This is a genomic window from Micromonospora phytophila (genome assembly GCF_023656545.1).
GTDB lineage: Bacteria > Actinomycetota > Actinomycetes > Mycobacteriales > Micromonosporaceae > Micromonospora > Micromonospora phytophila.
The window spans coordinates 1-12,321 of sequence record NZ_JAMOKF010000148.1 but is presented as its reverse complement, the minus strand read 5'-3'; the positions used below and the strand labels follow the sequence as shown (position 1 = coordinate 12,321).

The 12,321-nt window shown below is 72.6% G+C and carries 13 protein-coding genes and 1 pseudogene; 6 read left to right on the top strand and 8 right to left on the bottom strand.

Translation table 11 applies throughout. The features are described from left to right. Nucleotides 1-52 precede the first annotated feature (52 nt). Together NCC78_RS18115 and NCC78_RS18110 are read right to left on the bottom strand one after the other, a co-directional pair. Entirely contained in the window at nucleotides 53-1,453 is a 1,401-nt protein-coding gene (locus tag NCC78_RS18115) for an MBL fold metallo-hydrolase (RefSeq protein WP_250795814.1), read from the bottom strand. A gap of 119 nt (nucleotides 1,454-1,572) precedes the next feature. Further along, nucleotides 1,573-1,842 (bottom strand): metal-sensitive transcriptional regulator, encoded by a 270-nt coding sequence (locus NCC78_RS18110; protein WP_250795813.1) that lies wholly within the window; start codon nucleotides 1,840-1,842, stop codon nucleotides 1,573-1,575. A 208-nt stretch (nucleotides 1,843-2,050) separates the two neighbouring features. Here NCC78_RS18110 and eccB point away from each other — a divergent pair, with 208 nt between their 5' ends. Next, on the top strand, nucleotides 2,051-3,445 hold the full coding sequence (eccB, locus tag NCC78_RS18105) for a type VII secretion protein EccB (RefSeq protein ID WP_250795812.1): 1,395 nt from the start codon (nucleotides 2,051-2,053) through the stop codon (nucleotides 3,443-3,445). Nucleotides 3,446-3,490: 45 nt separating this feature from the next. Here eccB and NCC78_RS18100 read toward each other — a convergent pair whose 3' ends face one another. Then, on the bottom strand, nucleotides 3,491-4,549 hold the full coding sequence (locus NCC78_RS18100) for an IS110 family RNA-guided transposase (RefSeq protein ID WP_250795811.1): 1,059 nt from the start codon (nucleotides 4,547-4,549) through the stop codon (nucleotides 3,491-3,493). Nucleotides 4,550-4,806: 257 nt separating this feature from the next. Between NCC78_RS18100 and NCC78_RS32230 the strand changes: the two are divergent. From NCC78_RS32230 to NCC78_RS32560, 3 genes and pseudogenes are all read left to right on the top strand, one after another. Beyond that, nucleotides 4,807-4,989: pseudogene (locus NCC78_RS32230) on the top strand (type I restriction endonuclease subunit M); the annotation flags it as partial. 82 nt (nucleotides 4,990-5,071) lie between these two features. Further along, nucleotides 5,072-5,248: a mycothiol transferase gene (locus NCC78_RS32225; RefSeq protein WP_372495154.1), complete on the top strand. Its 177-nt coding sequence runs from the start codon at nucleotides 5,072-5,074 to the stop codon at nucleotides 5,246-5,248. An 81-nt stretch (nucleotides 5,249-5,329) separates the two neighbouring features. After that, nucleotides 5,330-5,821: an HflX-like GTP-binding protein gene (locus tag NCC78_RS32560; protein ID WP_372495153.1), complete on the top strand. Its 492-nt coding sequence runs from the start codon at nucleotides 5,330-5,332 to the stop codon at nucleotides 5,819-5,821. On the opposite strand, the gene NCC78_RS18090 is transcribed toward NCC78_RS32560, so the two are convergent. The 5 genes from NCC78_RS18090 to NCC78_RS18070 all read right to left on the bottom strand — a co-directional run bounded on the left by NCC78_RS18090 (nucleotide 5,793) and on the right by NCC78_RS18070 (nucleotide 10,402). Then, the gene (locus NCC78_RS18090) at nucleotides 5,793-6,398 is read right to left on the bottom strand and encodes a class I SAM-dependent methyltransferase (protein WP_250795810.1); all 606 of its coding nucleotides are present in this window, start codon (nucleotides 6,396-6,398) and stop codon (nucleotides 5,793-5,795) included. The two genes, NCC78_RS32560 and NCC78_RS18090, sit on opposite strands and share 29 nt — an antisense overlap. An 86-nt stretch (nucleotides 6,399-6,484) precedes the next feature. Beyond that, complete coding sequence (locus NCC78_RS18085) at nucleotides 6,485-7,135, bottom strand: phosphatase PAP2 family protein (protein WP_250795809.1); 651 nt, start codon at nucleotides 7,133-7,135, stop codon at nucleotides 6,485-6,487. Nucleotides 7,136-7,182: 47 nt separating this feature from the next. After that, on the bottom strand, nucleotides 7,183-8,049 hold the full coding sequence (locus tag NCC78_RS18080) for a carbohydrate ABC transporter permease (RefSeq protein WP_250795807.1): 867 nt from the start codon (nucleotides 8,047-8,049) through the stop codon (nucleotides 7,183-7,185). Continuing rightward, nucleotides 8,049-9,011, bottom strand: coding sequence for a carbohydrate ABC transporter permease (locus tag NCC78_RS18075; RefSeq protein ID WP_250795805.1), 963 nt, complete (start codon nucleotides 9,009-9,011; stop codon nucleotides 8,049-8,051). The genes NCC78_RS18080 and NCC78_RS18075 overlap by 1 nt, the downstream gene beginning before the upstream one ends. After that, on the bottom strand, nucleotides 9,008-10,402 hold the full coding sequence (locus NCC78_RS18070; RefSeq protein ID WP_250795803.1) for an ABC transporter substrate-binding protein: 1,395 nt from the start codon (nucleotides 10,400-10,402) through the stop codon (nucleotides 9,008-9,010). The genes NCC78_RS18075 and NCC78_RS18070 overlap by 4 nt, the downstream gene beginning before the upstream one ends. A gap of 116 nt (nucleotides 10,403-10,518) precedes the next feature. On the opposite strand from NCC78_RS18070, the gene NCC78_RS18065 reads away from it, so the two are divergent. Together NCC78_RS18065 and NCC78_RS18060 are read left to right on the top strand one after the other, a co-directional pair. Beyond that, nucleotides 10,519-11,556, top strand: a complete 1,038-nt coding sequence (locus NCC78_RS18065) for a zinc-binding dehydrogenase (protein WP_250795802.1) — start codon at nucleotides 10,519-10,521, stop codon at nucleotides 11,554-11,556. Beyond that, nucleotides 11,557-12,321: sugar phosphate isomerase/epimerase family protein (locus NCC78_RS18060; RefSeq protein ID WP_250795801.1), on the top strand; the 765-nt coding region annotated here is incomplete at its 3' end. It abuts the gene before it with no gap.

Sequence of the window (12,321 nt, the reverse complement as noted above, 5' to 3'; positions counted from 1 at the left end):
GGCAGGGGGGGTGGGCGGCCGGGGTCGCGGCCGACCGCCCGGTCGGGGACGCTCAGGCGGCACCGGTCATGCTGACGCCGGCCGCCGCCGCTTCGGCGAACCTGTCGTCGATCACCACGACCCGCCGCCCGGCATTGGCCAGCAGGGAGGCCGCGGCGGTGGCCCGGTAGCCGGATCCGCAGTGCACCCAGATCGTGCCGGCCGGTACCTCGGCGAGGCGGCCGGGCAGGTCCGGCAGGGGCACGTGCACGGCGTCCGGCACGTGCCCGGCCCGCCACTCGTTGGTCATCCGTACGTCGAGCACCACGTCCGGGTCCGGCAGCCCGTGCGGGGTGCGCCCCGCACGGGCGGCGGCCAGTGCGGCGAAGTCGGTGGTCGGCAGGCCCCGCAGCTGCTCCGGATCGGCGGCCCACCCGCTGGGCGAGCCAGTCGCGGCGGCGGCCGGCCGGTCGATGCCGATCCGGGTCAGCTCGCGCTGGGCGTCGGCGATCTGCTCGGGCGTCTCCGCCAGCAGGGTGATCGGCACGCCCCAGTCGATCAGCCAGCCCAGCCAGGTCGCCATCGGTCCGTCCAGACCCAGGCTGACCGTGCCGGCGAGGTGCGAGGTCGCGTACGCCTTGCGGTTGCGCAGGTCGACCACCCACTGCCCGGCGGCGATCCGGTCGCGCAGTTGCCCGGCGTCGGCCCGGGTGACCGGACTGAGGTCCAGCGGGGCGGGGCCGGCGGCGTTGGCCACCCCCATGTGGGCGTAGTACGCGGGGTAGGCGTCCAGCCCGCCGAGGGTCTCGGTGACGAACTCGTCGGCGGCCAGCCGGAGCACCGGGTTGACCTGCTTTTCCCGGCCGATGGTCGACTCGGGCGCGTCGGCCTGGCTGGCCGAGCAGAAGCTGCCGAAGCCGTGGGTGGGCCAGACCTCCGCGCCGTCGGGCAGCAGCTCGGCCAGCCGGCGTGCCGAGGCGTGCTGGTGGTGGGCCAGCTCGTGCGCGTGCTGTTGGCCCAGCAGGTCGGTGCGGCCGGTGGTACCGAAGAGCAGCGATCCGCCGGTGAACGCCCCCAGCGGCGTCCAGCCCCCCTCGTCGGCGGCGTCGAGCACGTACGACAGGTGGTGGAAGGTGTGCCCGGGGGTGCCGACCGCGCGCAGCCGCATCCGGTCGGAGACCGGCGCCACGTCGCCGTCGGCCACCGCGACCCGGTCGAAGGCGACCTGGTCGGCGCCGGCGAGAAGGTAGTGCGCGCCGGTCAGCTGCGCCAGTTGGCGGCCGCCGGAGACGTAGTCGTTGTGCAGGTGTGTCTCGACCACGTGGGTGATCCGGACGCCCCGCCGCCCGGCGAGGGCCATGATCCGGTCGATGTCACGCTGTGGGTCGACGACCACCGCGACCTCGCCGTCGTCGGCCAGGTAGCTGCGGTCGCCCAGCGACGAGGTGGTGATGACGGAGACCTGGACGGTCACTGCCGTGCTCCCTTCGACTACATACCCCCGGGGGTATATGGTGGGCAGACGTCCGCCCGCGTCGCGGGCGGACTACCCGTTCCCGGCGAGGTCAGGCCGGGAACGGGGTCAGAACGTGCTCAGGACAGGGCGAGGAAGAGCTTCTCCAGCTCCTCCTCGGTCATCTCGGGCTGCTCGCCGCGCTCCCGGGCGGCGTTGCAGTGCCGCATGCCGGAGGCGATGAGCTTGTAGCCGGCCCGGTCCATGGCCTTGGAGACCGCGGCCAGCTGGGTCAGGGTCTCACGGCAGTCCTGGCCGGTCTCGATCATCTCGATCACGGCGTTGAGCTGCCCACGGGCCCGCTTGAGCCGGGTCAGGGCGTCGGCCGTCATTTCGGGTCGGAGCTTCATCCGATCTCACCTCCGCTGCCGACGATACCCCCGGGGGTACCCGATCGGCCACTCGGCCCCGCTGGCCCCGTCGGCTCCCCGGTCCTGCCGCCCAGCCCCGGGGTCCGGGCGCCGGACTCCGCCGGCGTTCCGCCCGGCGACGCAGGGTCCTCGGGACATCGACGGAACGCTTATCCTGTGCCCCGACCGCCCCACCGGAAGGGATCCCATGCCGTCGCGGCAGGACCAGCTGCACTCGTACCAGTTCACCGTCCAGCGGGCGGTCGCCGCCCTGGTGATGCGCGAGACCGACCCGGCGCAGTCGCCCTTCCGGCGGTTGGCCGGCGCCGGCCTGGCCAGCGTCCTGGTGGCAGCCATCGGCCTGGGCGGCTTCGCCCTCTACGGCCTCTTCGCCGGGGGCGGCAGCAAGTGGCGCGACGCGGGCGCGGTGATCGTGGAGAAGGAGTCGGGCGCCCGGTTCGTCTACCGGGAGCAGAAGCTGCATCCCGTGCTCAACTACGCCTCCGCGCTGCTGATCATCGGCGCGGAGCGGCCCAAGACCGTGCTGGTCTCCCGCCGCTCCATCGACGGGGTGCCGCGCGGGCTGCCGCTGGGCATCGCCGACGCGCCCGACTCCCTGCCCGCCCCCGGCCGGCTCTCCACCGCGCCGTGGACGGTCTGCTCGGTGACCGCCCCCGAGGCCAACCGGCCGACGCCCCGCTCGGCGCTGCTGATCGGCGTCGAGGCCGGCGGCGGCCAGGCCCTGGGCGAGGACGCGCTGCTGCTGCGCCACCCCGACGGCGCCCTGCACCTGGTCTGGCACCAGCGCCGCTACCTCGTCCGCGACCCCAACCGGGTGCTCGCCGCGCTGGCGGCCACCCGCGCCCGGGCCGCTCCGGTGGCCCCGGCCCTGCTCAACACCCTGCCCGCGGGCGCCGACCTGGCTCCGCTCGCCCTGCCCGACGAGGGGGAACGCTCCGCGGAGGTGTCCGGGGCGCGGGTCGGCGACGTCTACCTGGTCCGCAACTCCGGCGGCGAGCGGCAGTACGCGGTCGCGCTGCGCGACGGGCTGGCCGGCATCACCGAATTGCAGGCCAGCCTGCTGCTCGCCCGGACGGGCCAGGGCGAGCCGTCGCCGATCACCCTCGGGCGCTTCGCCGAGCTGTCCAAGCTGCCCGACCTCGCCCCGACCGGGCCCACCGCCCCGCCGACGGTGCCGCCCCGGTTGGTCGCCCCGGACGGCGGTGCGGGGCTCTGCACCCGGGTGGGCGACGACGGCGGTGTGACCGAGGTTCGGCTCGGCGTACGGCTGCCCGACCCCGCCGCCGCGCCGCGCACCGCGACCCCGGCGGCCGGGGCCGGGGTGGTCGCCGACCACGTCGTGGTGGAACCGGGTCGGGGCGCGGTCGTCGAGTCGGTCGCGGCGCCCGGCGCGTCCGGCGGCGCGATCTCCGTGGTCACCGACCTCGGCCGGCGCTACGTGCTCGCCGGCGGCGACGTGCTCGGCATGCTCGGCTACCGCGGCGTCCGGCCGGTGCGGCTGCCGGCCGGACTGGTCAGCCTGGTGCCGGCCGGGGCCGCGCTCGATCCCGCCGCTGCCCGGGTCGTCGCCGCACCGGCGTGAGCGGGCGGCAGCGATCATCCATAGTGATTTCGCCTGGGGACGCTCCTATGCCGCGTCAAGTGGTTGGAGTGCGGTTTCGAGGCGTCGGTAGATCTCTCGGGCGACGTAGCGTTTGAGGCAGCGTTTGATCTCCCGGTCGGTTTTGCCTTGGGCGCGGCGGCGGTCGGCGTAGGCGCGGGTGCGTTCGTCGCGTTGCAGCCGGGTCAGGACGATGGTGTGCAGGGCGCGGTTGAGTTGGCGGTCGCCGCAGCGGTTGAGGCGGTAGCGGACGGTCTTGCCGGACGATGCGGGAATCGGGGCTGCGCCGGCGAGCATGGCGAAGGCGGCGTCATCGCGGCAGCGCCCGGGGTGGGACCAGGCGGTGAGAACGGTGGCGGCCACGATCGGTCCCACGCCGGTCAATTGCAGCAGGTCCGGTCGCCAGGAGCGGACGATCGAGCGGATCGCTTTCTCGTGCTCGGTGGCTTCGGCTTCGAGGAAGCGGACGCGGCGGGCGAGATCCCGCAGCACGGTCAGGCAGGTGAACACCTCGACATCCCCGCTGCTGGTGGGGCGTAGTCGGGTGGCGGTGGTGAGCATGAGGCGGGTGCTCTGGCCGCGGAAGCGGGCCCGCACCACCTCGGGAGCGGTGATCACCATGGCGTGCAGCTGCCGCTGGGCGTCCGCACTGGCTTCCACGGCCGCACGGCGGGCGGTCAGCCGCACCTGCAGGGCCGCGCGTTGCGCGCCGGTCTTCGGCTGAGCCAGGCGGGTGCGGGCCAGAGCATCGCGAGCAGCGCGTTCGGCGTCGATCGGGTCGGACTTCGCCCCCGCCCGCCGGGCCGGTCGCAGCGGACGGTCCAGCTCAACGACCAGCTCACCGGCGGCGGCCAGGTGCCGGGCCAGACCGGCGCCGTAGCCGCCGGAGCCCTCCAGCGCCCAGGCCCGCAGCCCCGAGTGTTGCTCGGCCAGGGCCACCAGTTCGGCATAGCCGTCCGGGTCGGTGTTCACTGTGACCCGCGCCAGGACCCCGCCGGTGCGGGTATCGAGCAGCGCGGCGGTGTGGGTGTCTTTGTGCGTGTCGACGCCGATGACGACCTCGACCAGATCTGCCAGCATGGACATGCGTTCTCTCCTCACCGTGGGGACGCACAGGTCCGGTCCGGTGCGGAGATGGCAGGACTGTGATGAGACACGCCAGCCGCTAACTGGCGGTCAAGCTCCTGATCAGGCCAACGTCTCCCGCCGGGCCGGCGCCGGCAGCAGCAGACGGACAAGTCCCGCGAAAGGCACAAAGCCAGTCAGGCCAAGGGTCACGCCTGCCACTGCCAGCTATCAGCTCACCACTGCTGAACCGACCCCGCCATGCTCACAGTCAGTCCATGGTGGTGGTCGGGGAGCGACGTCGCTTCGGCGAGGTCTTCGGGCGGCCGTTCCCCGAACCCCTGGCCCGCTGGGACGATGCCGAGGCGCTCGGCACCGAGATGTGGGCGACCGAGCACGAAACGCGCGAGGAGATCATCGACCGCTACCGTCGCGTGTGGGAGCACTCAGACGGGACGATCATCGCCCTGGCCATCGACTCGTCCGGCTACGTGCCCTGGTGGCCGCGCCCACAGGTCACGCTGTTCGCCCATCCTGGTCCACGTGCTCACCGAGACGAACCGCCACGCCGGACACGCCGACATCCTGCGCGAACAGCTCGACGGCCTGACAGGGACAGCAGCCAGGTACGCCAACGCCCAGCGCGACGCGGCCGTCTGGGAAGCCAGACGCGCGCAGATCGAGCGGGCCGCCAAGGCAGCCGATTCCACCCTTGCCTGAGGGGCGTTCGTAAGTCGGTGATCGTCGCCGTTGAGCGTCCCGGCACGGACCGCGTCAACTGCCGGACCGACCGAAATCTCCATGGGCGTTATGTGGCTCACCTGGGATGCTGTCCACGTGACCGCCGTCCGCTCTGTAGTCCTGGTGGGCTTGTTTTCCGCGAAGGACCGTGACTATCCGGCCCGCCTTGACGCCCTGGAGGCGCGGGTAACGGCGCTGGGAGGACAGGTCCTGGACCGGTTCGCTCAACGCAGAGGTGTCTCCGACGGCGGCGTCAGATTGATGGCCACTCCACTGTCGCGACGTTTCCTCATCCGTCGCGGAAAGCTGGAGGAGATCGCTACCACCTGCTCGAGTAGGAACGTTGACGCCGTTGTATTCGTTAACGACCTGAACGACTATCAGCGCCGATGGCTGTCGACCCGGCTCGAGCGCCCTGTCCTCACCCAGGCCGACCTCGACCAATCGGTGCAGAGCATGGCAAGCCTGACCAGGTCCCGACCTCGCGCACGCCCGAAAGGGCACCCGGTGGCCCGGCGTCGGCTCAGTCGGGCGGGCGGCGCAGCACGGTGACGGCGAAGTCGCTCTCCTCGCGCCAGGGCCGCAGGTCCCAGGTGGCGAAGCGGTGCTCCCGGCGCAGGCCGGCGGCGTCGGCGTCGGCGTCGAAGTCGGTCAGCCGGTAGCCCCGGTCCGTGCCGAAGCCGATTGCCACCACCCCGTCGGGGCGCAGGTGGGCGGCGACCCGGCGGAGCACCTCCCGCTCGGTGCCGGGAGCGACGAAGGCCATCACGTTGCCGGCGACCACGGCCGCGTCGAACGGCTCGGGCTCGCCGGCCGCCGCGAGGTCCAGTTCGGCCAGGTCGGCGACCAGCCAGCGCGGGCCGGGATGATCGGCCCGGGCGGCCTCGACCAGCGCCGGGTCGGCGTCCACCCCGACCACCGTGTGCCCCCGGGCGGCCAGCGCGGCGCCCACCCGGCCGGTGCCGCACCCGGCGTCGAGGATCCGGGACGCGGGCGGCACCAGGGTGTCCAGCAGCCGGGCCTCACCGGCCAGGTCGACGCCCTCGGCCGCCAGCCGGCGGAACCGGTCGATGTACCACTGGGAGTGCTCCGGGCCGGTCTCGGTCTGCCATCGGGTCGGGTTCCCCATGCAGCCACCGTAACGTGATCTCCTCCGCCGGGCCGGAGGACCCGGGTGCGGGGTCGGCGGCGGGGGCCCCGGTCGGGGCGGGCGGGTCATGTCAGGGCGAGGAAGGTGACGGCGGTGAGCGGGACGCCCACGGTGGCGCCGGCGATCACCTGGGCCAGGGTGTGGTCGCGCAGGCGTACCCGCGACCAGGCGACGGCCGCGACCAGCGGCCAGAGCGCGTGCAGCGCGGCGCCGAAGACCAGGATCAGGATGATGACGGAGCCGGCGGCGGTCGCGACGTGCACGCTGAGCTTCCACCAGTGGTTGACCGCGGTGACCGCCGCTCCGTTGACGAGGGTGGCGACCATCAGCGCGAACAGCAGCCGGGGCGGGTCGAAGGCGGCCAGCAGCGCGATGCCGACCGCGACGGAGGTCAGCCCGAGTCCCAGCGGGCGTAGCCGCTGGGTGTGGTCGCCGATGTGCCGGTCGGTCAGCCAGCCCCGGCGTACGCCGTACACGATGACGCCGATCGGGACGACCGCGCAGAAGAACAGCGCGGCCCCGCCCCAGCGCAGCAGGCCGCCGAGGCTGCCGGTGGCGCGCGCGGCGATCACCAGTGGCATCACCGTGACCAGCACGCTGGGCGCGAGGACCTCGGTGGTCAGCCGGGCGAGCCGCCGGCCGACGCTCCGGTCGTCCGGGGCGGTGCCGGGCGGGGCCGCCGGTGTCGGGGTGCCGGTGGCGGGGGTGGCTTCCACCCGGACATCCTTGGCCAGCGCCCGCGCCACGACAACCCCGCCCCGGCTCACCCCTTCTCGGCGCCGCTGGTCAGCCCCTCGGTGAGCAGCCGCTCGCCGGCGAAGAAGAGGATCACGATGGGCAGGGTGAGGACGACCGAACCGGCCATCAGCACCGTCTTCGGCACCTCCACCCCGTCGGCGAGCTGCGCCAGCCCCAGCGAGACCGTCCACCGGTCGGGCTTGTCGACCAGGAAGAGCAGGGCGAAGAGGAACTCGTTCCAGGCGATCATGAAGTCGTACAGGGCCACCGCCATGATGGAGGGGGCCGCCAGCGGCAGGCTGACCCGGCGGATGATGCCGAGCCGGCCGGCGCCGTCGATCGCGGCGGACTCCTCCAGGCTGACCGGGATCGTCTCGAAGTAGTTCTTGAGCATGTAGACCGAGACCGGCAGGGTCTGCGAGATGTAGACCAGCACCAACCCGAACAGCGACCCGCGCAGCCCGGCGCGGGTGAAGACGACGAAGAGCGGGATCGCGATGACGATCGACGGGAACAGGTAGACCGCCAGGAAGAGGAAGTCGACCTGCCGGCGGCCGAAGAACCGCAGCCGGGAGACCGCGTACGCGCCGGGGATCGCCACCACCAGCGTCAGGATGGTCGCCGTGACGGCGACCAGGCCGCTGTTGCGCATGAAGGTGAGGAACCCCTGGCCGCCGTCGTCGGCGGCCTTCAACACCTCGGTGTACGTGGAGACGGTCAGCTCACCCAGCCCCACGACCAGGGAGCCGGGGTCGAGCAGCAGGCGTTCGATGGGGCGCAGCGAGAGCACCAGCATGTAGTAGAAGGGGAAGACGGTGACCAGCAGGAACACGGCGATCACCAGCCGGCGCAGCCAGCGCAGGCTCACCGTCTCGACCCGGTCGCGGTCCATCAGCCGACCCTCCGTCCACCGAAGAAGCGCAGGTAGATCAGCACGAACACGACGAGCACCACGGCCAGCACGACCGCCTGCGCCGCGGCCGCGCCGATGTCCGTCCGCGCGGTGAGGAACTCGTAGACCCGGACGCTGACCACCTCGGTGCCGGCCGCCCCGCCGGTGAGCAGGTAGACGTCGTCGAACTTGTTGAACGTCATGATGAAGCGCAGCACGCCCAGCAGGGCGATCACCGGCAGCAGTTGCGGCAGCAGGATGTGCCGGAAGCGCTGGGTGGGGGTGGCGCCGTCGACCAGGGCGGCCTCCTCCAGTTCCCCGGGTACGGCCTGGAGCCGGGCCAGCAGGAACAGGAACGCGAAGGGGAAGTAGCGCCACGCCTCGAACGCGATGACGGTGGCCAGGGCGGTCGACTCCTGGGACAGGAACGGCACCGGGGCGTCCCAGCCGAGGAACCGCCGGCCCCAGTCGTTGACGATGCCGAGCTGCGGGTCGAGCATCACCTGCCAGACGAAGGTGACCGCGACCACCGGCGCCACGTACGGCAGCAGCATCGAGGCCCGCACCAGGGTGCGCCCGCGGAACGGCCGCCGGACGACCAGCGCCGCGACGAGGCCGAGCGCGATGGAGCCGACGGTGCTGCCGACGCTGTAGACGAGGGTGGTCCAGAGGGTGTCGGCGAAGCCGGGGGTGTTCAACACCCGATCGACGTTGTCGAGGGTGAACTCGCCGAAGAGCCCGGTCTTGCGCAGGGTGGCCAGGCGTACCCGCTGGAAGGCGAGCACGACGGTCCAGACGATCGGGATGCCGATCACCGCGATCGTGACCAGCAGGGTCGGGGCGACCAGCGCGAGCCCGGCGCGGGACTCGCGGCGGCGCAGGGTCAGCGGCTTGCGCCGGCGAGCCGGGGCCGGCCGCTCCCTGGTGGGGGAGCGGCCGGTGCCCGGTGCGGTGGTGGTCAATTGACGCCCGCCTTGATGGCCTCCACGTCCTTCTTCGCCCGGCCGGCGGCGGCCGCCGCGTCGGACTTGCCGGAGACCACGTCATTGAGCGCCTTGGGCACGGGCAGTTCGCCGAGGATGGCGCCGACCAGCTTGCCCTGGCCCTGGGTCAGGCCCCAGCGCTGGAAGGTGTCGGGGCTCCGGCGCAGGTCGGCCAGGACCTGGTCGTCGTAGACCTCGGCGAGGGGCTTCTTGACGTCCACCCCGGCCGGGCTGGTGTTCCAGGCGGTGAGGAACTTCTCCGGCTCCTCCGCGGTGCCCTTGCGGACCGGGAAGCGCCCCTCGGGGGACATGCCGAACCAGCGCGGGTAGCCGTCGCCGAGCATGAACTCCAGGAAGGACCTCGCCGGGTCGGCGGCGGCGCCGTCGAGCACCGCCCACGAGCTGATCTCGCCGTACTGGGCGGGTTCGGTGCCGTTGGGGCCCTTGATGCCGGTGACGAAGCCGCTGTGCTCCTCCAGGAAGGCGGGGTCCCGCTGGCACTGCGGGCAGGTCGGCTTGGCGTCCGCGCGCAGCCCGGCCAGCTCGTCGAGGATGAACGGCGACCAGATCAGCATGGCCGCCTTGCCGGCGAAGTAGGTGGCCCGGGTGGTGTCGACGTCCTGCGCGCCCTTGACCGAGTGGTTTCTCATCAGGTCGCCGTAGAAGCGGAACGCCTCCACGCACTCGGGGGAGTCCAGCTTCACGGCCCCGGAGTCGTCGGTGAGCTGGCAGTTGTTGGCCAGCGCCAAGTGCTCGAAGGTCTGCTGGGTGAAGACGTCGCCGGGGGCGGTGGCGGCCGTGATGCCGGCGACGCCGTTGCGGTTGAGGGTCCGCGCTGCGTTGGTGATCTTCTCGTACGTGTCGGGAACCGGCAGCCCGGCGGCCTCGAAGAGGTCCTTGCGGTAGACGAGGAGCTGGCCCCACCCGTCACTGGGGACGGAGAGCTGCTTGCCGTCGTCGGAGGTCAGTTCGAGGGCCCGGGCCGAGAACGTCTGCCGCCCCAGCTTCTCGACGACCTCCGCATTCGCCGAGGGGTGCAGCAGCTCGCTGCCGGCCAGGGTCCGGATGCCGGCCAGCGACACCGAGCCCACCACGTCGGGCAGCTCACCGGCGGCGGCGCTGGAGGCGATCAGGGAGGGGAACTGGTCCTCGTTGACGGTGACCAGGTCGACCTTGATCCCGGTTTTGGCGGTGAAGTCGGCGATGATCGCCCTGGTGGCGGTGACCCGGTCGGCCACGTCCTCCAGGCTCCACACGGTTATCTGCTTGCTGTCGCTGTCCGGCGTGTCGTCGCCGCAGGCCAGCAGGGTGGTACCGGTCAGTGCCATGATCAGGGTGGTGGCGAGGATCCGCATCGGAGGTGCTGACATCGGTGGCACTCCTCTCGAAGGGTACATGACGGATTCAACGCCTTCGATTGATCAATTACAAGACATATAACGATATTGTGTCTACGATGGAACCCAGTGCTACCGGGATGTGACTCATGGTCAACTGGGTTGTCTCTCTCGCCGGGCCCCGACGGATCAGCCTCGAGCCCTGCCCCCTGGATCCCCTCGGCCCCGGCCAGGTCCGGGTGCGCACCTGCTACTCCGGCATCTCCGCCGGCACCGAGCTCACCCTCTACCGAGGCAGCAATCCCCGGCTGAGCAAGGACTGGGACGACGCCGCCCGGATGTTCGTCCCCCGGCAGACCTCCGTGCCGTACCCGCTGGTCGGCTTCGGCTACGAGGAGGTCGGCGAGATCGTCGAGGTGGCGCCCGACGTGCCCGACCGGCAGCGCGGCCAGGTCGTCTGGGGCATCTGGGGCCACCGCGCCGAGGCGGTCCTCGCCGCCGACGCGGTGCATCCGCTCCCGCCCGGGCTCGACCCCCTCGCGGCGGTCTTCGCCCGCCCCGGCGCCATCGCGCTCACCGCGGTGCTCGCCGCCGACCTGCACCTCGGCGACTGGGTCGGGATCTTCGGGCAGGGCGTCATCGGCCTGCTCGCCACCCGGCTCGCCGCGCTCTCCGGCGCCCGGGTGGTCGCCGTGGACCGGGTGCCGAGCCGCCTGGCGCACGCCAGCCGGTTCGGCGCCCGGATCACCGTCGACGCCGGCGTCGACTCGGCCGCCGCCGTGCTGCGCGCCGCCACCGACGGCCGGGGCGCCGACGTCTGCCTGGAGCTGTCCGGGGCGTACCCGGCGCTGCATGAGGCGATCCGGGCCACCACCCACGCCGGCCGCGTCGTGGCCGCCGGCTTCTACCAGGGACAGGCCGACGGGCTCGGCCTCGGTGAGGAGTTCCACCACAACCGGATCCAGCTGGTGGCGGCCCAGGTCTCGGGCCCCACACCGGCACCCGGCATGGCCGGCCGGTGGACCGGAGCCCGCGTCGCACACACCTTCATGGAGCTGGTGGCCGAGGGCAGCGTCGACGCGCTGCCGCTGGTGAGCCACGTCGTCAACGCCAGCGCGGTGGCCGACGCGCTGGCGCTGCTCGACCGCGGTGACGGTGACGTCCTCCAAGTCGTGCTGAGGTTCTAGATGACGATCCCACTGGCCTGTCAGGAGCAACTCCTGCCGGGCACCGACCTGATCCACAAGAACGCCCTCGCCACCGCGCTCGGCTACGACGCGATCGAGCTGCGCGGTCGCGGCGACCTCGCGTTCGCCCGCCGCCTGCCCGAGCTGCGCCGGGCCCGCGCCGCCGGGGTGGTGATGCCCACCGTCTGCGTCGAGATGGACCACTTCATCGGCGACTTCGACCCGGGGCGGTCCCGCGACGCGGTGCGCAACCTGCGCTCCCAGCTCTCCGTGATCGCCGAACTCGGCGGACTCGGGGCGATGACCCCGGCGGCCTGGGGGATGTTCTCCCGACGGCTGCCGCCGTTCGAGCCGCCCCGCTCACCGGCCGGCGACCGGCAGGTGCTCGTCGACGCCCTCGGTGAGCTGGGCGAACACGCCCGCGCCGAGGGCGTCGTCCTGTTCCTGGAACCGCTCAACCGGTACGAGGACCACATGGTCAACCGCCTCGACGACGCGGTGGCGCTCTGCGCGACGGTCGGACTGCCCTCGGTCCGGGTGGTCGCGGACACCTTCCACATGAACATCGAGGAGGACGACGTGCACCGGGCGCTGCGCGCCGCCGCGCCGTACCTGGGGCACGTCCAGGTCAGCGACTCCAACCGGTACCAGCCGGGCGCGGGTCACCTCGACTGGCCAGCGCTGGTGCGCACCCTGTTGGAGATCGACTACCGGGGCTGGCTGGCCCTGGAGTGCCGGCTGCGCGGCGACCCGGTCCGCGCCCTG